Origin of the sequence: Salinibacterium hongtaonis (assembly GCF_003065485.1) — a bacterium.
GTDB lineage: Bacteria > Actinomycetota > Actinomycetes > Actinomycetales > Microbacteriaceae > Homoserinimonas > Homoserinimonas hongtaonis.
This window is the reverse complement of record NZ_CP026951.1, coordinates 1,275,238-1,296,598: the sequence shown is the minus strand read 5'-3', so window position 1 is coordinate 1,296,598 and position 21,361 is coordinate 1,275,238. Positions and strand designations below refer to the sequence as shown.

The window sequence follows — 21,361 nt, the reverse complement described above, 5'->3', positions numbered from 1 at the left end:
CGACCGTGTGCCTGTAACATCCCACACCTACCGACGACGCAGACTGGCCGTATTCGGGAGCGCCGCGGTTGTGCTCATCGCTGGTGCTTACCTCCCCATGACCTTGCTGGCACCGCTGTCGCCTACCGCCGCCGTTGTGGTCGAGACGGATGCTCCCGTAGTTCCCTCAGCGGAGCTTGCCTGGCCGCAGAGCACGGCGGTGGGTGTCGCAGCTCTGGGATACCCGGGCATGCTCGCGTCGGCGGGCTCCACCGAGGCGCTGCCCATGGCGAGTCTGACCAAGGTTGTCGGCGCCTTGACGATCCTGGATGCGCACCCCCTCGACCTCGGCCAGAGTGGCCCTGACATCACGTTCACCAAACAGGATGTTGCGCTCTACGGCAGTTACCAGGCAGCGCAGGCGACCGTAAAACCGGTGAGGAGCGGTCTCGTTCTGACGCAGTACGAGACCCTTCAGGCGAGCCTCATTCCCTCTGCTGCTAACTACGCCACCTCGCTTGCCATCTGGGCCTTCGGCTCAGAGAAAGCCTTTGTCGAGGCCGCAGGGGAGTGGCTCACCAAAAACGGGCTGGCCGAGACTACGGTGACCGAACCCACCGGCCTGGACCCGCGCAACACGAGCACCGTTGCCGACCTGGTGGAACTCGGCCGCCTCGCGCTTTCCCACCCCGTTGTCGCTGAAATCGTCTCGACCCCCGCAGTGACCCTGCCGACGGCCGGTCTACTGGAGAACTCCAACAAGATTCTCGGCTCCCTTGGCATTGACGGCATCAAGACCGGCACCCTCCCCGAGGCCGGAGCGTGCCTGCTTTTCTCCTCCGACTTCGTGGTGGGAGGCGCGACCATCACGATCATCGGTGTAGCGCTCGGCGGCGCTCTCCACTCCGTGCAGAACCCCCAGATCATGGAGCTCGTCCGCACCGTGCAGGCTGGCTTCACCGAGATAACTCTTGCCACCGAAGGAGACGAGTTCGCCCGCTACGGCACAGAGTGGGGTGATACCGCGACGGCAGTCGCGGCATCGACCGCCAAAACTGTCGTGTGGGGCGGAACGCCCATTTCTTTCAGCGTCGAGGCAGATTCGGTGACCACTGCCGGCAACGCGTCTTCCGTGGGTACGGTCACCTTCACCGTCGGCTCGCAGGTGGTCAAGGTGCCACTGGTGCTTGAGGGCGATCTCGAGGATCCCGGCGCAGCATGGCGTCTCGGCAACCCGGCGCTGGTCTTTTCCTGACCGCCTTATATGCTTTATATAGCATATATAAATCTGGGAATATGCCGGAAGTGCGTGGCTAACGATGTTTCGCCCAGTCCTCTGCCGTAGTGTCTCCTCTATCCGTTGCAGCATTCGCTTCATCTCCAACCGACTGGGAAGTCACCAGAATCGAGGAAAGAGTGGACCAATCGTCCGTAGCGCAGCCCGTCGTAACCTTCACGCGCACTCGGCCCGGTGGGGATCGTAAGAGCCCGACGACTGAATACTCATCGCTTCTCAACACAGTGCGCGATGCCGGTCTTCTCCGCCGCCGCACAGGTTTCTATTACGCGATGTTCGCCGGAATCACGCTGGCGCTCGGCGGAGTAATCACCGGTTTCATCCTTCTGGGGGACAGCTGGTTCCAGCTGCTCATGGCTGCCGCCCTTGGGATCATCCTCACGCAGTATGCCTTCTTGGCTCACGAAGCTTCGCACCGCCAGATCTTTACCTCCGGCAAGGTCAACGACATGGTTGGTCGCACGCTCGCCAACGCGTTTGTGGGAATCAGCTACCAGTGGTGGATGACCAAACATTCCCGCCACCATGCCAACCCCAATGTCGTGGGCAAAGACCCCGACATCGAGCCGGACTTCATCGTGTTCCAAGAGGCCGACGCCGCAAAGACCAAAGGCCTCTACGCCTGGCTGCTCAAGCGCCAGGGCTACCTGTTCTTTCCCGCCCTCATGCTCGAAGGCATCAACCTTCACATCCACGGCTTCAAGACCGTCTTCGGTCGCGGCAAGGTGCAGGAACGCTGGGTCGAGATCGTTATGCTCACGACCCGCATGGCCGCATACCTCACGGTCGTCTTTCTCTTCTTGCCACTCGGCTTGGCTTTTGCCTTCATCGGTGTGCAGATGGCCGTGTTCGGCGTGTACATGGGAGCGTCATTCGCCCCCAACCACAAGGGCATGCCGGTTCTGCCTCACGACAGCAAGGTCGACTTTCTGCGTCGCCAGGTGCTCACGTCTCGCAACATCAAGGGTGGCTGGTTCATGGACACTTTCATGGGCGGGCTCAACTACCAGATCGAGCACCACCTGTTCCCGAACATGCCTCGCCCTGCCCTCCGCAAGGCAAACGAGATCGCCAAGGAATACTGTGCAGCGCACAACATTCCCTTCACCGAGACCTCGCTGATCCAGTCGTACAAGATCGTGATCGAATACCTGAACAAGGTGGGGCTTGCCTCGGGCGGCGATCCTTTCGATTGCCCGGCTGCCGCGCAGTTCGGTCGCTAGTACGAAGCGCTCTGAGCGCCCCGGTATCGACGCTAAGCGTCGAAGCCGGGGCGCTTTGCTGTTATGCCGTCACCGGAGGACCGGTGGCGAATGCGCCGCACCACCCAGGGCACAAAGTACTCACGCGCCCACACGATGTCGTCTGCTCGCGCCGTGCGCCACGGCCGCACGGGGAGCGGCTCCGCCGTAAAGGGTTCCAATTCGTGAGGCACTCCGAGGGCATCGAGCACGGCCATCGCGATGGTCTGGTGTCCGACGGGGGAGAAGTGCAGGCGATCGGCATCCCACATGCGGGGGTCCCGAAGCTCGCTAAGCGCCCACATGTCTACGACAACGGCGTCGTGCCGGTGGGCGACGGCGCGAACGTTCTCGTTGAAGATGGCCACCTTTCCCCTGATGCGCTTCATGACAGGGGTCATACCGATGTCTGGCCCCGTAAACAGAACGATGGCTGCACCGTCCCGGCGCAGGCGCTCCACGGCAAGCTCAAGCCGCGCTGCCACCTCATCGGGGTCGGTATTCGGTCGGATGATGTCGTTGCCGCCGGCAGAGAGTGAGACGAGATCCGGCTTTAACTCGAGTGCCGGTTCGACCTGCTCGTCGACGATCTGCTGAAGCAGACGTCCCCGAATCGCGAGGTTCGCATAGGAGAAGTTCTCGGTTCCCAACGCCAGGGTCTCGGCAACTCGATCGGCCCAGCCCCGGTTGCCTCCCGGACTTCCGGGCTCGGGATCCCCTATTCCCTCGGTAAAAGAGTCGCCGAGTGCGACGTATCGAGTCCACGGATGCTGAGGGGTCATCTCCCCATGCTGCATCACCAGGCTGCGCATCCGCAAAGCGCTCTATACCCCCGAACTCAGCAAATTTCCAGCTTGTCTCGTTGTTGCCAGAGTGGAACCATGACCCGCGTGCCTAAAACAGAAGGCACCAGATTGGGAGTGAATTCATCATGGGAATCATCGCGTGGATAGTTCTAGGGCTCATCGCTGGCGCCATCGCGAAGGCGATCCTGCCAGGCAACCAGGGCGGCGGATGGGGAATGACCCTTATCCTCGGCGTCGTCGGCGCACTCCTGGGCGGATGGATCGGTAGCGCCCTCTTTGGAATCGGGCTGGAGAACTTCTGGTCGATTCAGACGTGGCTCGTTGCCATTGTCGGTTCCATTGTCGTTCTGTTGATCTGGGGACTTGTCACGCGCGGTCGACGCGCCTGACCTTTTAGGGCGACACGCCCGCCCCAGCAGACTGCGAAACGCCGTCGCGACCCGCTCATGCGGGGCGCGGCGGCGTTCGTGTCGCTGGCACCGTCTGACGCTGCGGCTACCATTGAGCTAGTGAACATGACGCCGCCCTCCGACCGCCCCAGCGGCGCACGCCAGGTGGGCACATCGGCGGCAGAACACCTCTCGCCCGCATTCCCCGAGCGCGCAGTTCGAGGCACAGCCAGCAAGCTTCGCGCGTGGCAGCAGGAGGCCCTCGACCTCTATTTGCACAAGTCCCCTCGCGACTTTCTCGCAGCTGCAACCCCCGGCGCAGGCAAGACAACGTTCGCCCTCCGCATTGCCACCGAACTGCTTGCCAGCGGCACAATAAACCGCATCACGATCGTGGCCCCAACGGAGCATCTCAAGAGCCAGTGGGCCGATGCTGCTCATCGCGTCGGCATCCGCATCGATCCGAACTTTCGCAACGCCGATGGCCGTGCCGGGCGCCACTATCACGGCGTGGTCGTCACGTATGCGCAGGTAGCCACTCGAGCCGCGTTGCACCGTTCAATGACCGAGAGCGGCCGCTCCCTCGTGATCCTCGACGAGGTACACCACGGGGGAGATGCTCTGAGCTGGGGCGATGCGATCCGTGAAGCCTTCGAGCCAGCGACCCGCCGCCTGTCGTTGACCGGCACCCCGTTTCGCTCGGACACATCTCCCATCCCCTTCGTGGAGTATCTGCCCGACGAGAAGGGCATTCGCACCTCCCGAGCGGACTACAGCTACGGCTACGGCCGTGCTCTGGCCGACGGCGTCGTGCGGCCCGTCATCTTTTTGTCCTATGCCGGCAGGATGCGATGGCGCACCCGATCTGGTGACGAGATGGAGGCAAACCTCGGCGCGGGCGATACCAAGGACATCACGGCCCAAGCGTGGCGGACCGCGCTCAACCCCGAGGGAGACTGGATTCCGTCGGTTCTGGCCGCTGCCAATAGGCGCCTCACCGAGGTGCGCAACCACGTTCCCGATGCCGGTGGCCTAGTTATTGCCACCGACCACTTTGCAGCACGGGCCTACGCCGACATCCTGCTCAAGATCACGGGCGAGCAGCCGACCGTCGTGCTCTCCGACGAGAAAGAGGCGAACGACCGTATCGCCCAGTTCTCTGCCGGGACCTCACGGTGGATGGTGGCGGTGCGCATGGTGTCTGAGGGCGTCGATGTGCCGCGACTCGGCGTGGGAGTCTATGCAACCTCAGCGTCGACCCCACTGTTTTTTGCCCAGGCCATCGGTCGTTTCGTGCGCACGCGTCGCCGAGGCGAAACGGCCTCGATCTTCTTGCCAACGGTGCCGGCCCTGATGGCGCTCGCCCAGACGATGGAACTGGAACGCGACCACGCGCTCGACCGCGAAGATCGCGAGGGCCTCGAGGAGATCCTGCTCGACGACGACGCCCTAGGGGACGCCAACCGCACCGAGGCCGCCTCTGCGGATGCGGACCTTTTCGATTTCAAAGCCCTCGCCTCTGACGCGTCGTTCGATCGCGTGCTCTACGACGGAGGTGAGTTCGGCTTTGCCGCCGAAGTTGGGAGCCTCGAAGAGCTCGATTTTCTTGGCCTGCCCGGCCTGCTCGAGCCCGATCAAGTGCGTGAGCTTCTCCAAGCGAGACAGGCCAAGCAATCCCGCCGCACCGAGGGCCGCAAGCGCGTTGCCGAGGCCCTCGGCGGCGAGCTGCACGAGGCCCAGGCCCTGCATCGGACTCTCAAGGAGCAGCGAAAGCTTCTCAACACGCTCGTTGGTATGCGCGCCCGCAGAACGGGAGAAGCCCACGCGTCTATTCACGCTGAGCTTCGCCGCATGGTGGGCGGGCCACCCGTGCCCCAGGCGAGCGTTGCCCAGCTGCAGGCTCGCATCGACCTGCTGCGCAAAATCGCGACGTCGTCCCACTGAGTGAGGCGAGACTGATGCTCTTTTAGGCGGGGCGATCGTCTTCGAGTGCCGACATCTCGGACTCAGCCCGGGCATCGGCAATGGGCCCCAGAAGGGTCTCAACCGCCTGGAACACCTGTTCAGCTTCGCCGCTCCTGGCCGTGGCACGGGCGCGCTCTGACGGCACGTGAAGCAGCACACCGATGAGGTGGCGCATATCCGCTTCGGCCGATTCGCTCCAGGTTCCGCGGCGCCGAGTTCTCTCGATTTCTCTCTCGAGAATCTCAAACGCCGCGCCTCTCAGCGCTGAAATTGCGGGGGCGGCGCGTCGTTCAGCTTCCAAAGCCCTGAACTCCGCAGCAGCGTCGAGCACCATCTCGTGGGCGTCGCTTGTGGCGGTGAGCTCTTCGAGAGGCGCATGAAGGCGGATCGTCTCAAGATCAAGAAGCTCGACCCCGAGAATTTCTGCAACGGCCGGGTCAACATTGCGGGGGAGACCTAGGTCGACGATCAAGCGTCGGCTGCCAGCCGTGAGCAGATCTGCCGTGACAACCGGGGTCGGTTGGCTGGTGCACGTGACGACAACAGACGCGGCGGCCAGCGCCGTGGAGAGTTCGTTAGTGGCAACGAGGCCGAGGCGCGTTGCAAATCGGGCCGCTCGCCCCGAAGGAGAGAAGACCGTGATGTCGCGAACGCCGCGATCACGAAGGGCAGCAACCGTTGTTGCCGCGTAGGCTCCCGTTCCGATGAGAAGAACGGGAGTCGCCGACCAGTCCGAGATTCGACTTGAGGCCAGCTGAAGGGCGAGTTTGACCACCGAGCGCCCGGCATAACCGATGGCGGTGCGAGATTTGACTCCGCGCGATGTTGTCGATGCCCGCTGAAACAGGCGTTCAAGGCTCGATGTTGCGATGCCCTGTGTGCGAGCGTCAACGAGCGACCGTCGCACTTGACCCGAAATCTCGTCTTCGCCGATAACGACTGACTTGAGACCGGACGAGACTGCGAAGAGGTGCTGAACTACGTCATCGCCTCCGTATGACTCAATGGAGCATTCAAGGACGGCGGCAGGAATCTCCATCGACTCAGCAATGCTGTCGACGACGTGTCTCGCCGTCTCAGGGAGATTGGCCATAGCTGCGTCGTCAACATCGAGGTACGCCTCGAACCGATTGCAGGTGGCAACGACCACAGCTCCGCTGACGCTGTCGTTGTCGGCAACGATGCGTTCGCCGATGCCTGAACCGCCCGCCGACAGTTTTTCCAAGACGTCGAAACTCGCACTCTTGTGGTTAGCGGAGAGACAAAGAAGCACGAAACAATAGTACTCGCCATAGTGACAGACTTGCCGGGTGACCCTTTCTGCCGATCATCCCCTGAGCGACGGCCGCACCGCTGGTTCCGCTCTCATCCGTAGCTACCGCGGGGAGCGCACCGCGCCCCTTCCCGTCTGGTTCATGCGCCAGGCCGGGAGATCCCTCCCCGAATACCGCGAGTTGCGTGCCGGGGGAAACATGCTCGATGCCTGTCTCACGCCGGGCCTGGCCAGCGAAATCACCCTGCAGCCCGTGCGGCGCCACGGCGTCGACGCCGCAATCTTCTTTAGCGACATCGTGATCCCCCTGCGTCTCGCCGGCGTTGGCGTCGAGATCGTCGCCGGTCGCGGTCCGGTGCTGGACCACCCCGTTCGCACGGCAGCAGATGTTGCCGCGCTGCCAGACCTCGACCCCGAGTCGCTCGCCCCGATTACCGAGGCCGTTGCCCTCACGGTCGCCGAGCTCGGGTCGACGCCCCTCATCGGCTTTGCCGGCGCGCCGTTCACCCTGGCCTCCTACCTAGTCGAGGGTGGGCCGTCGCGTGAGCAACTTCGAACGCGCGCCCTCATGCACTCGGAACCCCAGGTGTGGGCGGATCTGCTCACCTGGACGGCCGACGTGACGGGAGCATTCCTCCGAGCGCAAGTGCTCGCGGGTGCGAGCGCTGCGCAGCTCTTCGACTCCTGGGCCGGCTCCCTTTCGCTTGCTGACTACGAGCAGCGCGTCGCCCAGCACTCCCGCCGTGCGCTCTCACACATCGCTGACCTCGACGTGCCCACAGTGCATTTCGGAGTCGGAACAGGTGAGCTCCTCGTCGCGATGCGAGATGTCGGTGCGGATGTTGTCGGTGTCGATCACAGAATCCCTCTCGACGAGGCCAACCGTCGCCTGGGGGGCTCGACGCCCGTGCAGGGCAACATCGATCCGGCCCTGCTTGAGGCTCCCTGGCCGATTCTGGAGGCCCATGTCCGCGATGTGCTCGCCCGCGGAGCATCCGCCCCCGCGCATGTCGTGAATCTCGGTCACGGCGTTCCCCCCGAAACCGATCCAGCCGTGCTGACGAGGCTCGTGGAGTTTGTGCACGAGGCATCCGCAGATGACGCTCACCAGGTTGGCGCGAATGCGTGATGACGAGGTGCCCGACGGCACCGACCCTGCGACCGAAACAGCTCCGGCCGCCGAGCATGCGTCGCCGCCCGTTGACGTCGTTGTGGTTGGCGGCGGAGTCGCCGGTCTCGTCGCAGCCAGGGAACTGATCCTCGCCGGCCTTAGCGTGACGCTGGTCGAAGCGACGGGTCGTCTCGGCGGCCGGGTCGGCTCGCACCAGGTCGCCGGGCTCACACTAGATTCTGGCGCCGAGAGCTTTGCCACTCGCGGCGGGAGCGTTGCGGCCTACGTCACCAAGCTCGGGCTGGGCGATGACATCGTGATGCCCAATCCTGCAGGAGCGTGGCTGCAGCGCGATGACCACACAGCGCTCCCGCTGCCCAAGGCTGGGGTGTTAGGAATCCCCTCGGTTCCGCTCGCGGCCGATGTGATTAACGTGGTCGGATTCTCTGCGGCCCTCCGCGCCCAGCTCGATTCGCTGTTGCCGGGCGTGATCGGGTCGCGCGCCACGACGCTCGGCGAGCTCGTGCGCAAGCGCATGGGTTCCCGCGTCGTCGAACGACTGGTTGCCCCCGTGACGATGGGCGTGCACTCGCGCCATCCCGACGAGCTGCCACTCGACAGGGTCGCCCCCGGCCTCATCACGGGGCTCAAGCAGGAGGAGTCACTCGCTGCTGCGGTGCGCGCCATGCGATCGGCTTCTGCCGCAGGAACACAGGTAGCGGGGATCCGGGGCGGAATCTCACGCCTCGTCACCGCACTTGAGGCGGCACTGGAGCGGTTTGGCGTAACGGTGCTGCTATCCACTCCGGTCGACTCGATCGACGATGAGGGCGTAGTTCTCTCTGACGGTCGGCGTATCGACGCGCGTCATGTGGTCCTCGCCGCCCCCGATGCGCACCTCACGAACCGCGCACCAGCGGCGGCGGTCGCGACCGCCGAAGACATCGTCTTGGCGACCCTCGTGGTGCGGTCAGCGGCACTGGATGCCTCACCGCGGGGCACGGGCGTACTCGTCGCGCGAGCTGCTACAGCTGTCACGGCGAAGGCCCTCACGCACGCGACGGCCAAGTGGGCCTGGCTCGCCGAATCCGCCCGAGATGCCGCAGGCCACCGCCATGTGTTGCGGCTGTCGTATAGCGCGGCTCGGCTGCGCGATGCGCCGACCTCCGACCTCCGTGAAACAGCACGTGGCGATGCGGCGCGCCTGCTCGGAGTGCCCATAACGCGCGAGCAGGTGCTGGGATTCGCCCGCGTAGAGTGGCCGGGAGTCGTGCCCGAAGAACGGCCCGCTCCTGCGGGCATCACAACCATCGGCGAATCCGTTGCCGGAACCGGCCTGGCGGCTGTCATCGCGCAGGCACGCTCGGCCAGCGCGCAGGTGATCGAGGATTTCCATTCCCAGCCAACGGCGGGGGATGATTGACCCATGACTTTCACGCCGCCGGAACCGATCGTTACGCCCGTTGCTGGAGAGACTGAATACACCCTGTGGGCAGTGCTTCGCCGGGACCCGGCGAACCCTGTTGAGTCGACAGATTCCGCGGAACTTGGCGCGACCGTCGATCGCGTGCAGCAGACTGGCGTGACGGTTCGTGGGTTCTACGACGTCTCGTCGATCCGAGCGGATTCCGACCTCATGATCTGGCTGCACGGCACGTCACCCGAGGCGATTCAAGCGGCGCTTCGTGACCTGCGGCGCACGAGCATCCTGAGCCCGCTTCTGCCCACATGGAACACGATGGGCGTGCACCGCGACGCCGAGTTCAACACCAAGCACATTCCCGCTTTTATGCGCGGCAAGGAACCTGCTGACTGGCTCACCGTCTATCCGTTCGTGCGGTCATATGAGTGGTACCTCATCGACGAGGCCGAGCGCCGCGCGATGCTCGCAAGCCACGGTCGCATGGGCGCCCAGTTTCCCAACGTGCTCTCGAACACCGTTTCGGCTTTTGCCCTGGGCGACTACGAGTGGGTTCTCGCACTTGAGGCGGATGACCTGCTGGAGCTCGTAGACCTCATGCGCCACCTGCGGGCGACGGATGCCCGCATGCATGTGCGCGAAGAGGTCCCGTTCTACACGGGGCGTCGCATCGGCGTAGACGAGATCGCAGGAGTGCTGAGATGAGCCTGGTTCCCGGAGCCAGCCCCGCCGCAGCATCCGGCGCCGAGCACGTGACCGAGCCGGTCGCCTATGACGCCATCCTCCTGGCTTCGTTCGGCGGGCCGGAGGGTCAAGACGATGTGATCCCGTTTCTTCGTAATGTGACGCGCGGCCGGGGAATCCCCGACGAACGACTCGAAGAAGTTGCGCACCACTACCGCGCCTTTGGTGGGGTCAGCCCCATCAACGACCAGAACCGTGAGCTCAAAGCCGCGATGGAGGCCGAGCTCGCTCGTCGCGGCATCGATCTGCCCGTCTACTGGGGCAATCGAAACTGGGAACCGTTCGTAACGGATGCGCTGCGCGAGGCGCACGCGGACGGCCACACGACGATCATCGCCATCGGCACGAGCGCCTACAGCTCGTACTCGAGCTGCAGGCAGTATCGCGAAGACTTTGCCTCTGCCCTCTCCGAGACCGGCCTCGAGGGAGTGGTGACGATCGACAAGGTGCGTCAGTTCTTCGACCACCCCGGGTTCGTTGAGCCGTTTGTCGAGGGCGTCACCGGTGCCCTCCGTGACTTCGAATCTCAGGGCTTTTCTGCCCAAGACACCCACGTTCTCTTCTCGACCCATTCGATTCCTTCGACGGATGCCGCCAAGAGTGGTCCGGCAGACCGCGGCTTCGGCGAGGGTGGCGCATACGCTGCCCAGCACCTCGCTGTCGCCGAGGCGGTTATGGCGGGGGAGAGTGCTCCGTGGAGCCTCGTCTACCAGTCCAGAAGCGGCCCTCCGACGCAACCGTGGCTCGAGCCGGATATCAACGACGAGATCGCGCGTCTGGCTGCCACCGGCGTTCGCGCGGTCGTGATCGTGCCCCTCGGGTTCGTGAGCGACCATATGGAGGTCAAGTGGGATCTCGACACAGAGGCGCTGGAGACGGCGGGAGCGCACGGTATCGCCGCGGTGCGGGTGCCGACTCCCGGCGTTCACGCCGCCTTCGTGTCGGGGCTCGTTGACCTCGTTCTTGAGCGCAGAGACGGCGTGCCCGTTTCGGAGAGGCCCGCGGTAACGCCGCTCGGGCCCTGGTACGACGTATGCCGTCCCGGCTGCTGCGAAAACGTCCGACTGGGCTTCAAGCCCGCACTGGCAGGTCTACAACCATGAGCACCACGATTCGCATCGGAACACGCGGCAGCGCACTCGCACTCGCCCAGACGGGGCAGATCGCCGATCGCATCCGCGCTTCATCCGGCGCCGAGGTCGAGATCATCAGCATCACGACCGAGGGCGACACCTCCCGCGCCTCGCTCTCCAGCCTGGGGGGCACTGGCGTCTTCGCCAGCGCTCTGCGCGAGGCGCTGCTGGCGGGTGAATGCGACCTCGTTGTGCATTCACTCAAGGATCTCCCGACCGCGCCTGCCGAAGGCCTCGTCATCGGAGCTATCCCCAAGCGAGCGGATGCCCGCGATGCATTGATCGCCCGAGACGGCCTCACTCTCGAAGCACTCGCCGAGGGCGCCACCGTGGGCACGGGGTCTCCGAGGCGCATCGCTCAGCTTCGGTCGCTGCGGCCCGACCTCGATATTCGTGACATTCGCGGCAACATCGATACCCGCATCGGATTCGTCACGAACGGCGAACTCGACGCCGTCGTGCTTGCTGCCGCTGGACTCGGTCGGCTCGGACGCCTCGACGTCGTCAGCGAGTTCTTTGAACTGAGCCACAACCCCACGGCGCCGGGGCAGGGCGCTCTCGCCCTCGAGACCCGACAGGAGATTCCTGGCGATCTTGCTCGCGTGCTGCAGGGGCTCGACCATCAGACAACCCGGCTCACCGTGCTCGCCGAGCGCGAGGTGCTTGCCAGGCTCGAGGCAGGGTGCGCCGCTCCCGTCGGTGCCACAGCCCTGATCGACTCCGACCTCCTCCTCCTGACGGCGACCGTGTACAGCGTTGATGGCAGCCAGAAGCTCACGGCGTCGCACGGCGCTGTGCTCGACGGCTCGCCCGCCGACCGCAACGCCGAGGCCATCGAACTCGGTCGGAGGGCCGCCGACGAGCTGCTGTCTTCAGGTGCGGCCGAGCTCGCTCCGCTCTCTTAGAACGCCATGGTCACGGATCGCGCCGCCTCGATGACGGGACGGCGCGTTCTCGTGCCACGGGGGGGCGACCTGGGCCGCCGTCTCTCCGAGCTGCTCACCGAACGCGGTTGTGAGGCCGTAGTGGCTCCCGTCATCGATTTCGCTCCGCCTGCCGACCCCGCACCGCTCGCTGCCTCCCTCCGCACCCTTGCCGAGGGCGGCTACGACTGGCTGGCCGTGACCAGCGCGACCACCGTGCCCGTCCTCGCGGGAATCCGCCTGCCCGATCACACCCGGGTTGCCGCGGTCGGCGGGGGAACCGCGCTCGCTCTGCACTCCGCAGGCTTTCGGGTCGACTATGTGCCTGCCGACGACCAATCCGCGCGGGGGATGCTGGCCGACTGGCCAGAGGGAGGCTCAAGGGTGCTGATCCCTCAATCCGAGATTGCCGCTCCGACTCTCGCCGAAGGGTTGCGCGCCAGGGGGCTCGAGGTCGACGCCGTAACGGCCTATCGCACTGTCGCCGCCGCCCTGCGCCCGGACGTGGTCACCATGGCCGCAGCGGGCGCCCTGAGTGCCGTCGCGCTGACCTCGGCGAGCGTCGCACAGCAGATCGCTCGGCAGCTACCGCCCGCAGCACTCGCGCGCACCCTAATGATCTGCGTTGGTGAGCCCACCGCCCGGGCGGCGAGGGCATCCGGACTCATCGTTGCCGCCGTCGCATCCCACAGCAGCGCGGAAGGTCTGGTCGCCGCCGTCGAGGCTGCGATTATCGGAGACTCCCCAAACGAGGGCTTCTAAACTGGACGACATGACTCTCGGCCCCGACATCCGTCCGCGCCGCCTCCGCACGACACCGGCCATGCGCCGGATGGTCTCAGAGACGCGCGTTCACCCCAGCCAACTGGTTCTGCCGATGTTCGTAAGGGAGGGAATCGATGCCCCTCAGCCGATCTCGTCGATGCCGGGCGTCGTGCAGCACACGACCGAGAGCATGAGAGGCGCCATAGTCGAGGCTGCGGGGGCGGGCATCGGTGGCATCATGCTCTTCGGAATCCCGCTGCTCAAGGATGCGGTCGGATCCGGCGCCACCGACGAGAACGGAATCCTCAACGTCGCCACCCGCATCGCGGTGGAGGAGGCCGGCGACGCCCTGCTCGTGCAGACGGATCTCTGCCTCGACGAGTTCACTGACCACGGTCATTGCGGGGTTCTCCGCTCTGATGGCCGGGTCGACAACGACGCATCACTGGAGCGGTACCGAGAAATGGCGCTCGCCCAGGCTGCAGCGGGATCCCAGCTCTTGGGGCTCAGCGGAATGATGGACGGGCAGGTCGCTGCCGTCCGCGACGAACTCGATGCCAACGGGTACCTCGATACGGCAATTCTCGGCTACGGCGCAAAGTATGCCTCCGCGTTCTACGGCCCCTTCAGGGATGCTGTCGACTCCAGCCTCCAGGGTGATCGCCGCACATACCAGCAGGATCCCGGCAATCGTCGGGAGGGGCTGCGCGAGGCGATGCTCGATTGTGAGCAGGGTGCCGACATCGTTATGGTCAAGCCGGCCATGAGCTACCTGGATGTTCTTGCCGACGTTGCGGCCGTGAGCGATATCCCCGTATGGGCCTACCAGGTTTCGGGGGAGTACTCGATGATCGAGGCTGCCGCGGCTAACGGGTGGATCGACCGCGAACGAGCGATCGACGAATCGCTCATCAGCATTGTGCGGGCCGGTGCCGACGCGGTGCTGACCTACTGGGCTGTCGAGTACGCCCGCACCCTGCGGTAACGCTCTGGCCTCCACCGCCGTTACCCGTCTGAATCACGCAATCGCCATCAACGGAGAGACCTCAATGTCTACGAACCTCGAATCGTTCAGCTCGGCCAAGGCTCTTATCCCCGGCGGCGTGAACTCACCCGTTCGCGCCTTCGGCTCCGTCGGTGGCACTCCGCGCTTTCTCGTCTCCGCACGAGGCGCATATGTGACGGATGTCGAGGGTCGCGACTATGTGGACCTCGTCGCGTCGTGGGGCCCCGCTCTGCTGGGGCATGCGCATCCGCAGACCGTCGAGGCCGTTAAGCAGGCGGCCGAACGCGGGCTGTCGTTCGGCGCGTCGACTCCGGGGGAGACCGAGCTGGCTCAGCGTGTCATCGACCGCCTCAGCCCCGCAGTGGAGAAGGTTCGCCTCGTCTCCACGGGCACCGAAGCCACGATGACGGCCATTCGCCTTGCCCGGGGGTTCACCGGGCGCGATCTGCTCGTCAAGTTCGCCGGCCACTATCACGGGCATTCCGACGGATTGCTTGCCGAGGCGGGCTCTGGCATCGCGACCCTTTCTCTCCCCGGCTCGGCCGGCGTGCCAGCGGCTGTCGCAGCCCAAACGCTCGTGGTTCCCTACAACGACCTCGACGCGCTGCGCATCGTCTTCTCCGAGCACGGCGACCGCATTGCGGCCGTTATCACCGAGGCGGCCGCGGCGAACATGGGGGTCGTTGCCCCCGACGCGGGCTTCAACGCCGCGCTCATCGACCTGGCCCATGCCCACGGTGCCCTCGTTATTCTCGACGAGGTGCTCACGGGCTTCCGGGTCAGCGAAGCGGGATGGTGGGGTCTCGATGGCCGCGACGGGTCGCCCGCGTACACGCCAGATCTCTTCACCTTCGGCAAGGTTATTGGCGGCGGCATGCCCATCGCAGCGATCGCCGGATCCGCGAAGATCATGGACTTTCTCGCGCCCGTCGGGCCGGTTTACCAGGCAGGAACGCTCAGCGGCAACCCGTTGGCGGTTGCCGCGGGCATCGCCACGCTCACGGCTGCTGACGCTGCGGTTTATCAGCACCTCGACCGCACCGCCGCCATCATCGCGTCGGCAACCTCGGAGGCGCTGTCCCACCACGGCGTGGCTCACTCCGTGCAGAGGGCCGGCAACCTGTTCTCGTTCGCGTTCCGCGAGGGAGCTCCCCGCACCTACGAGCAGGTCAAGCACCAGGACGCGTTCCGCTATGGACCGTTCTTCCATTCGATGCTCGACTCGGGGGTCTCGCTGCCTCCGTCGGTCTTCGAGGCCTGGTTCGTCACCGCAGCCCACGACGACACCGCCGTCTCGCGCATTCTTGATGCTCTCCCCGCAGCGGCGAAGGCGGCTGCAGCCGCCACCGCATCCTGATCATCCGTTGTGACTAGCGCGCCTCGGTTGTGGCTAGCTAGAGCACATCAATAACGGCCTGCACCGGCTCGTGGTCGGAGGCCGCGCGCCCCTCGAACCGCGCAGTATTGATGGCGCCCACCTTCACGTCGATGCGGTCAGAGACCATCAGCCAATCGATGCGTCGCCCGCGCGGGCTCGGCAGCTTGTAGTCGGAGAACGTGGGGCCTGCACCGCCCAGCCGTTTGTCAGCGACCAGGAGAGAATCGCGGAGCCCTGCGTTCACCAGGATGCGATACGGCGGCTTGCCGGGCACGGTATTGAAATCCCCCATGAGAATGACGGGATGCTTGCACTTCGAGACGAGGCTCGCCACATACTCTGCCGAGGCGACCCGCGAGCGCTTGGAGGTGTGGTCGAAATGGGTATTGAACACGACAAAACGTTTGCCCGTCATCATGTCGTCGAACTCGGCGGTGACGACGACGCGGGGCACGAGGTTGCCCCACCCTCGTGATCCGGCAGCATGTGGGGTGGGGGAGAGCGTGCGCTGGGACCAATCGATCAAGGTGAGCCTCGTGGCATCAAAATAGATCGGGCATCCCTCGCCTTTTCCGTCTGCGGCTCGTCCATGCCCGACTATGCGAAAATCCGGGCCCATCATCCCTGCGATCGCCCGAGCCTGGCTCGCCATGGCCTCCTGGGTTCCGAGAATTGTCGGACGCTCCGCATGCAGCATGCGTTCGACGAGGTCGCGTCGCACCGGCCAAAAGTCCGGGCTTCCATGCCGAGACATCGTGATGATTCTGCGCACGTTGTAACTCATCACGTGCAAATAGGGAGCGCCCACGGGGCCAATCAGTGGCCTGTCGCCACCGACCCGCCGCGTGAGCATAACCATGTCAACGGCTCCCGCGTGCTCCGCGCTTGCGGCCCGCTGCGGCAGGCCCGCCGCCCTGGGGCTTTTTTGCTCCGCGCTGAGGGGGTCGTTTGGCCGTGGTCTGCTTCGTCGGTGGCGGCGGCGCTGTCGGAGCCTCGCCTCGCGAGCTGCTTGCCTTGCGCCCCCGCACGATGCCCACAAAATATTCGACGTCGGGCGACGTTGACTCCGTGGGCCAGGCAATGGCGATCTCAGTCTCGGGCGCATCGCTCACGGTGATCGCCTCCACATCTTTGCGGGCATACTGCCGCGCAACCGAGTGGGGCACGCGAAGCACTCCAACCCCGGCGGCGACAACCTCCACGGCATCTGCCGGGTCTTCTGTGCGCAGAATTTCGCCAGCGAGGTCGGCCTCCGTGACCGAATCGAAGAGAGCGATGGGATGTTCCTTGGGAACAACGACAACGGGGACTTCGCTATAGAGACGGATCACGCTCAAGTCGTCGCGGTCGATAGGGAGTCGCACAAAACTCACATCGGCGATGCCCTCCGTGAGCACGGAACGCTGCTCCGACTCCGGGATCGGGATTACCTCGAGCGGAGTCTCCGGCCTGCGTTCCTTCCACGCTTTGGTCCAACGCCCAACACTCACACCGGCAACAATTGCGATGCGAAACGGAGCGACATCAGAAGGCATACCCTCAGGCTACGCTGGATAGATGACCGAGCAGACCATGAAACCAGCGACAGCCGCCCAAAAGCTCGGCGTGTACCTGCCAGCGACCCCCGCGGAGTTCCAAGAAACCCCCCTCACGCGCACCCAGCTCAACGAGATGCTGGAGACGCCGCCCGAGTGGCTCGTCGAACTTCGCAAGAACGGCCCGCACCCGCGGTCCGTCGTCGCGGGCAAGCTCGGAATCTCCAACGCGGGTCTAGCCCGCGGCGGAATAACCGAAGCTCTCACGACCGAGGAGATCACCGCCCTCCTTCAGTCACCGCCGGAGTGGCTTGTCGAGGAGCGCGCAACGCAGGCCCAGGTTCGCGACGAGAAGATACGCCTCCGCGAGAAGGCCGCGCAGAAGCGCAAGTAACAGCACGAGACGGGCGCCCACGACGCGCCGTAGCTAAGACAAAGAGCCGGACCCCTCGGGGTCCGGCTCTTCTGCTCTCTCGCGGTTGCCTACTCGGATCGGCGCTTGCTCTCGGCCTTGTCCTTCTTGTCGGCGCGCTTTTCCTTGAGCGACTTAGATGCCGCGGTCTTGCTGCTGGACTTTTTAATGGACTTGTCTGCCATGACTGATGCCTCCTTGGGAGCGGGATGCTCGTCCTCCCGAGCGTACGCGGTTCCGCGCGCCTCCGGACTTCTGATCGCGGAACTCGCCGCATTTTGTTATCGGAGGCAGGCCTATCGGATGCCGAGCTTGTCAACCCAATACGCCAGGAATCGAGCGCCAGCCTCGTCGTGGATCACGTCGTCGATCTCGATGACGGGGTAGGGGCGCTCGAGCACGCCATCGCTGGGCCTCACGTCGACGTGGGCCGCATCGAAACCAGCCTCGTGAAGGTGGTCAGCCATCAGATAGTCGCCCCGAGAGTCGCCCACTGAGCGCCAGAGTCGGGGGAGCGGCCCCGATTCGGCGAAGAAGTTGAGCGCGCGCTCCGCCGCGTGATTTTTGTCGAGCCTGACGGATTCGATATCCGTGGAGATGATGGTGGTGTCGATGCGAAACGGCACGGCTCCCGTGGAGTCGGCAGACTCTCGTTCCCCGTGGCGAACTCCCACACCGTGCGCGGCCATCACCTCAAAGGCTGCAGCCTCGAACTCTGACTGACGCTGCGCGTAGAAAGCTGATGCGACATCCGTTCGCTGCTCGACCGAGACCATCGCGAGTTTGGTCTCGTCAAAGAACATTGCGTCGGAGAAGTCTCTTTCGACCAGCTCTTTGAGTGCGGCCACAACCGGGGCAGGCAGGCCAACAGTGGTATCCACGCTCACGTCTCCACGGCCCTGGTCATCGATCGTGAACCACACCGCTCCCTTCTCGCAGACGCCGAACATCCGCACCCCCTTCGGGAGTCCGCCAGCGACGAGCGGCGCGACAACCTCGTTTGTGATGAAGTGCTCTGACCTGCCCGTAATGAAAGCAATCGGGATGCCAGCCGCCGCCAAAGAGACCAGATCGGCGGTGATCTCGGGAATCGCAATGGTGCGCGTTTCTGGGCTGGCGATGGGGCCATCAACATCGAGCATGAGGCCGAGAGGGGGAGGCGTAGTGGGCATTCGCCAATTGTTTCACCTCGGTGCAGCCGCCCTGTCAGACTCGGCGCGGAGGTACGAATGCGCGCTCGCACGTTTCGCAGGATGCTCAATGTCTGGCCGCCCCTCGTGGGGGCTGGCATCACGATTCTGGAGTTCAGCGATGACTACACGCATGTGAAGGCTCGACTTCGCATGAACAAGCTCAATCGCAACGCGGTTGGCAGCCATTTTGGCGGCTCGATCTATGCCATGACTGACCCGTTCTTCATGCTCATGTTGCTTCACCATCTGGGCAAGGATCATGTCGTGTGGGATAAGGCGGCCGAGATCGAGTTCGTGAAGCCCGGGCGCGGCGATGTCTTCGCCGACTTTCACATCACCCCCGAGCTGGTCGACGAGTTGCGCGCAGAAGCCGCTGACGGCGGGCGGGTTCTGCGCTGGCTCACCGGGGAGGTCGTGAACTCCGACGGCGACGTCGTCGCGGTCGTGCGAAAGCAGCTTTATGTGCGCCGCAAGCGAGAGAACACCGCCGCCTGAAAGCCGGTGTGATCTGAGTCCGTTATCGTTGGCAGCGATGATCAGCAGACACGACGCCGCCCAGCGGCTCGATATTTCCCTCGAAATGGCCCGCAAGCACGGGCTGCCCAACCGGATGACCGAGGCGGAATTCGACGAACTCGATCAGAACCCGCCAGCCTGGCTCGCTCAGTCACGCGCGAATCGCAAGGCTGGCGCACGACCGGTGTGGGTGCAGCTGACCTGCACGGTGTGCGGTTATACCGAGGCGGTACGGCCCAAGAAGTGGTGGCCGGAGTTCACTTACATCACCTGCAGCGATCATTCCCCGCTCGATCTGCCCCCGGCAGCGGACGGGCTCTACCGAGCTGAGATCGACGGCATCGGCACCCGTTTTGTGGGCATCGTCGACGCATGACATCCCAGAACCCCCACTCCACCACGCCGGCCTCCGGTCGTTACCGACACTTCAAGGGCGGCGCCTATGAGGTCATCGGCGTCGCGCGCCACAGCGAGACAGAAGAAGAGCTCGTTGTCTACCGTTCCGCGACGGGCGATCTGTGGGTGCGCCCCCGTGACATGTTCTTGCAGACGACGGTGGTTGACGGCGTTGAGGTGCCTCGCTTCGCGCCGGTGAACGACTAACGCCGCACGACGCAGAAACGGGCCCCGGATGTCTCCGAGGCCCGTTCCCGTTGCTAGCTCGTGCGTTTACCTTCCCAGACGCGGGCCATGGTGGTCATGGTGACCCCAGCCTCCGTGTCCACCCTTGCCAGGCTTGCCCGGCTTGCCAGGCTTGTGGCCCTTCTTAAGGTCGGCGTAGGTCTGCGTTGCATAGGCGATCGCATCCGCCATCTGGTCGAGCACCGTGACATTGATGTTGGCGATCGTGTCGCAGGCCGAGTGGTAGCACTGGTCGTAGGTCTCACCAGCGGTGCCACCGTAGACTGCCGCCTGATCCTCGGTCTTGACCCCGTCGGCTCCCGTAAAGAGGCCACCAGCCGCGATGCCCGCATCGATGAACGCAGCGTAGTCGGAGCGCCCATCGAACTCGGTCGGCTCAGAGGCCAGCCCCTGTCCCGCGAAGAACTCGCTGAAAAGCGCCTCGATCTGGGCCGAACCCTCCGGCCCAACGCTGCCGAACTCCGATCCATCGCCGTCATAGACGAAGCGAACAAAGTTGGGCGAGCCGACCATGTCGAAGTTGAGGTTGGCCGCGTGCTGAGCGATCTCGGCCTCCGTCAGTTGCGAAACGTAGTGCGTCGACCCGAGCAGCCCGTCTTCTTCTCCGCTCCAGAAGGCGAAACGAACCCGGTTCTGAGGCGTCGCCTTGGATTTCGCCAGCTGAATTGCCGTTTCGAGAATCGCGCCGCTTCCGCTCGCGTTGTCGTTGATCCCGGGGCCTTCGGCGACACCGTCTAGGTGCGCACCCACCACGACTGTCGCGTCGGGGTTGCCCTTCTTGGTATCGGCGATCACATTGAACGTGTTCACCGTCGTGACCGACGCTTCTACCGCGATGCTCACGGTTGTTCCGGGAACCGCCGCGAGCGACTCACCCACCGCGAACGGTGCACCGAGAGCCGGTATCGAGGCCTGGGGGGCCGAGAGGGTTCCGAACAAGAGCCCTGAGCGGTCTTCGCCATTGCCCTGGTTGAACACGATCACGGCCGCAGCCCCTGCTGCCGTGGCGTTGGCCACCTTCTCACCGAACGTGCACGTGCCGCGCTGAACGAGGGCGATCGAGCCAGCCGCGAAGCCCGCGAAGTCCTCTGCCTCGCATCCGCTCGTGTTCACGCGGTCACCCGCAAGGTTCACGTCGACGGCAACGATCTCGCCCGTCACCGTGCCGGCACCCGAATAGTCCATGACGTCATAGTCGGTCTGATCTACATACGAAACGGCGTTCGGAGTCACCTGAGCAAACGTTGACGCTCCCTCTACGAATTGCTCGTAGCTGAACTCCTGGCGAACAGGCTTGTATCCGGCCTTTCGCAGTTGGAATTCCACGTACTCTGCTGAGGCAACGTGCCCGGGCGCGCCCGACTGGCGGTTGCCCCCGTTCGCGTCAGCGATCTTCTGGAATGCGTTCAGATGACCCAGGATGTTCTTGGCAGTCACCTGCTTGGCCAACGAGATGGAGCGGCCGTGATTGCCCCCTCCCGGCCCGTGGGAACCTCCTGCCCATGCTGGCAACGCCGTTGCCGTCAACCCGATGCTGGCGACAAGGCCTGCACCGGTGATGATGGCGACTCTCCGCAACGATCGTGACACGCCCATCTGAACCCCTTTCGAAGCTTTCTGAAGGGTCACCGCG

Annotated in this window: 22 protein-coding genes; 16 read left to right on the top strand and 6 right to left on the bottom strand. The window is 64.5% G+C overall.

What is annotated here, in order from left to right; genetic code table 11:
- Nucleotides 1-7: 7 nt before the first annotated feature.
- Entirely contained in the window at nt 8-1,234 is a 1,227-nt protein-coding gene (locus tag C2138_RS06320) for a D-alanyl-D-alanine carboxypeptidase family protein (protein ID WP_146181254.1), read from the top strand.
- Nucleotides 1,235-1,395: 161 nt separating this feature from the next.
- Entirely contained in the window at nt 1,396-2,499 is a 1,104-nt protein-coding gene (locus C2138_RS06315) for a fatty acid desaturase family protein (RefSeq protein ID WP_108516402.1), read from the top strand.
- 32 nt (nt 2,500-2,531) lie between these two features.
- On the opposite strand, the gene C2138_RS06310 is transcribed toward C2138_RS06315, so the two are convergent.
- The gene (locus C2138_RS06310; protein ID WP_108518883.1) at nt 2,532-3,299 is read right to left on the bottom strand and encodes an SGNH/GDSL hydrolase family protein; all 768 of its coding nucleotides are present in this window, start codon (nt 3,297-3,299) and stop codon (nt 2,532-2,534) included.
- A gap of 149 nt (nt 3,300-3,448) precedes the next feature.
- Between C2138_RS06310 and C2138_RS06305 the strand changes: the two genes are divergently transcribed.
- Nucleotides 3,449-3,712, top strand: a complete 264-nt coding sequence (locus C2138_RS06305) for a GlsB/YeaQ/YmgE family stress response membrane protein (RefSeq protein WP_108516400.1) — start codon at nt 3,449-3,451, stop codon at nt 3,710-3,712.
- Between the two features lie 126 nt (nt 3,713-3,838).
- Complete coding sequence (locus C2138_RS06300; RefSeq protein WP_108516399.1) at nt 3,839-5,656, top strand: DEAD/DEAH box helicase; 1,818 nt, start codon at nt 3,839-3,841, stop codon at nt 5,654-5,656.
- A 22-nt stretch (nt 5,657-5,678) separates the two neighbouring features.
- Here C2138_RS06300 and C2138_RS06295 read toward each other — a convergent pair whose 3' ends face one another.
- Nucleotides 5,679-6,950 carry a glutamyl-tRNA reductase gene (locus C2138_RS06295; RefSeq protein WP_108516397.1) on the bottom strand — a complete coding sequence of 424 codons (1,272 nt, stop codon included), beginning with the start codon at nt 6,948-6,950 and terminating at the stop codon, nt 5,679-5,681.
- 37 nt (nt 6,951-6,987) lie between these two features.
- On the opposite strand from C2138_RS06295, the gene hemE reads away from it, so the two are divergent.
- The 8 genes from hemE (at nt 6,988) to hemL (ending at nt 15,409) form a co-directional block, all read left to right on the top strand.
- Nucleotides 6,988-8,079, top strand: a complete 1,092-nt coding sequence (hemE, locus tag C2138_RS06290; RefSeq protein ID WP_108516395.1) for a uroporphyrinogen decarboxylase — start codon at nt 6,988-6,990, stop codon at nt 8,077-8,079.
- Complete coding sequence (locus C2138_RS06285) at nt 8,072-9,484, top strand: protoporphyrinogen/coproporphyrinogen oxidase (RefSeq protein WP_108516393.1); 1,413 nt, start codon at nt 8,072-8,074, stop codon at nt 9,482-9,484. The genes hemE and C2138_RS06285 overlap by 8 nt, the downstream gene beginning before the upstream one ends.
- 3 nt (nt 9,485-9,487) lie before the next feature.
- A complete protein-coding gene (gene hemQ, locus C2138_RS06280; RefSeq protein ID WP_108516391.1) occupies nt 9,488-10,186 on the top strand; it encodes a hydrogen peroxide-dependent heme synthase in 699 nt (232 codons plus the stop codon).
- Complete coding sequence (locus C2138_RS06275; RefSeq protein ID WP_108516390.1) at nt 10,183-11,328, top strand: ferrochelatase; 1,146 nt, start codon at nt 10,183-10,185, stop codon at nt 11,326-11,328. Before hemQ ends, C2138_RS06275 begins: the two co-directional genes overlap by 4 nt.
- Nucleotides 11,325-12,263, top strand: a complete 939-nt coding sequence (gene hemC, locus C2138_RS06270) for a hydroxymethylbilane synthase (RefSeq protein WP_108516388.1) — start codon at nt 11,325-11,327, stop codon at nt 12,261-12,263. Before C2138_RS06275 ends, hemC begins: the two co-directional genes overlap by 4 nt.
- 6 nt (nt 12,264-12,269) lie before the next feature.
- Nucleotides 12,270-13,043, top strand: a complete 774-nt coding sequence (locus C2138_RS06265) for a uroporphyrinogen-III synthase (RefSeq protein ID WP_108516386.1) — start codon at nt 12,270-12,272, stop codon at nt 13,041-13,043.
- A gap of 10 nt (nt 13,044-13,053) precedes the next feature.
- Nucleotides 13,054-14,031: a porphobilinogen synthase gene (gene hemB, locus C2138_RS06260; RefSeq protein ID WP_108516384.1), complete on the top strand. Its 978-nt coding sequence runs from the start codon at nt 13,054-13,056 to the stop codon at nt 14,029-14,031.
- 64 nt (nt 14,032-14,095) lie between these two features.
- Nucleotides 14,096-15,409: a glutamate-1-semialdehyde 2,1-aminomutase gene (gene hemL, locus C2138_RS06255; RefSeq protein WP_108516382.1), complete on the top strand. Its 1,314-nt coding sequence runs from the start codon at nt 14,096-14,098 to the stop codon at nt 15,407-15,409.
- Between the two features lie 37 nt (nt 15,410-15,446).
- Here the strand turns inward: hemL and C2138_RS06250 are convergent, their stop codons facing one another.
- Nucleotides 15,447-16,289, bottom strand: a complete 843-nt coding sequence (locus C2138_RS06250; protein ID WP_108516380.1) for an endonuclease/exonuclease/phosphatase family protein — start codon at nt 16,287-16,289, stop codon at nt 15,447-15,449.
- A gap of 1 nt (nt 16,290) precedes the next feature.
- Entirely contained in the window at nt 16,291-16,965 is a 675-nt protein-coding gene (locus tag C2138_RS06245; protein ID WP_108516378.1) for a LysR substrate-binding domain-containing protein, read from the bottom strand.
- 22 nt (nt 16,966-16,987) lie between these two features.
- Here C2138_RS06245 and C2138_RS06240 point away from each other — a divergent pair, with 22 nt between their 5' ends.
- Nucleotides 16,988-17,359, top strand: a complete 372-nt coding sequence (locus C2138_RS06240; protein WP_108516376.1) for a DUF5997 family protein — start codon at nt 16,988-16,990, stop codon at nt 17,357-17,359.
- A gap of 314 nt (nt 17,360-17,673) precedes the next feature.
- On the opposite strand, the gene C2138_RS06235 is transcribed toward C2138_RS06240, so the two are convergent.
- A complete protein-coding gene (locus C2138_RS06235) occupies nt 17,674-18,549 on the bottom strand; it encodes a hypothetical protein (protein WP_108516374.1) in 876 nt (291 codons plus the stop codon).
- A 57-nt stretch (nt 18,550-18,606) separates the two neighbouring features.
- On the opposite strand from C2138_RS06235, the gene C2138_RS06230 reads away from it, so the two are divergent.
- The 3 genes from C2138_RS06230 to C2138_RS06220 are packed head-to-tail and all read left to right on the top strand — an operon-like array spanning nt 18,607 to nt 19,689.
- Entirely contained in the window at nt 18,607-19,065 is a 459-nt protein-coding gene (locus C2138_RS06230) for a DUF4442 domain-containing protein (protein ID WP_108516372.1), read from the top strand.
- Between the two features lie 37 nt (nt 19,066-19,102).
- The gene (locus tag C2138_RS06225) at nt 19,103-19,462 is read left to right on the top strand and encodes a DUF5997 family protein (protein ID WP_108516370.1); all 360 of its coding nucleotides are present in this window, start codon (nt 19,103-19,105) and stop codon (nt 19,460-19,462) included.
- The gene (locus tag C2138_RS06220) at nt 19,459-19,689 is read left to right on the top strand and encodes a DUF1653 domain-containing protein (RefSeq protein WP_108516368.1); all 231 of its coding nucleotides are present in this window, start codon (nt 19,459-19,461) and stop codon (nt 19,687-19,689) included. Before C2138_RS06225 ends, C2138_RS06220 begins: the two co-directional genes overlap by 4 nt.
- Nucleotides 19,690-19,755: 66 nt before the next feature.
- On the opposite strand, the gene C2138_RS06215 is transcribed toward C2138_RS06220, so the two are convergent.
- Nucleotides 19,756-21,324, bottom strand: a complete 1,569-nt coding sequence (locus tag C2138_RS06215; RefSeq protein ID WP_108516366.1) for a M28 family metallopeptidase — start codon at nt 21,322-21,324, stop codon at nt 19,756-19,758.
- Nucleotides 21,325-21,361: the final 37 nt, after the last annotated feature.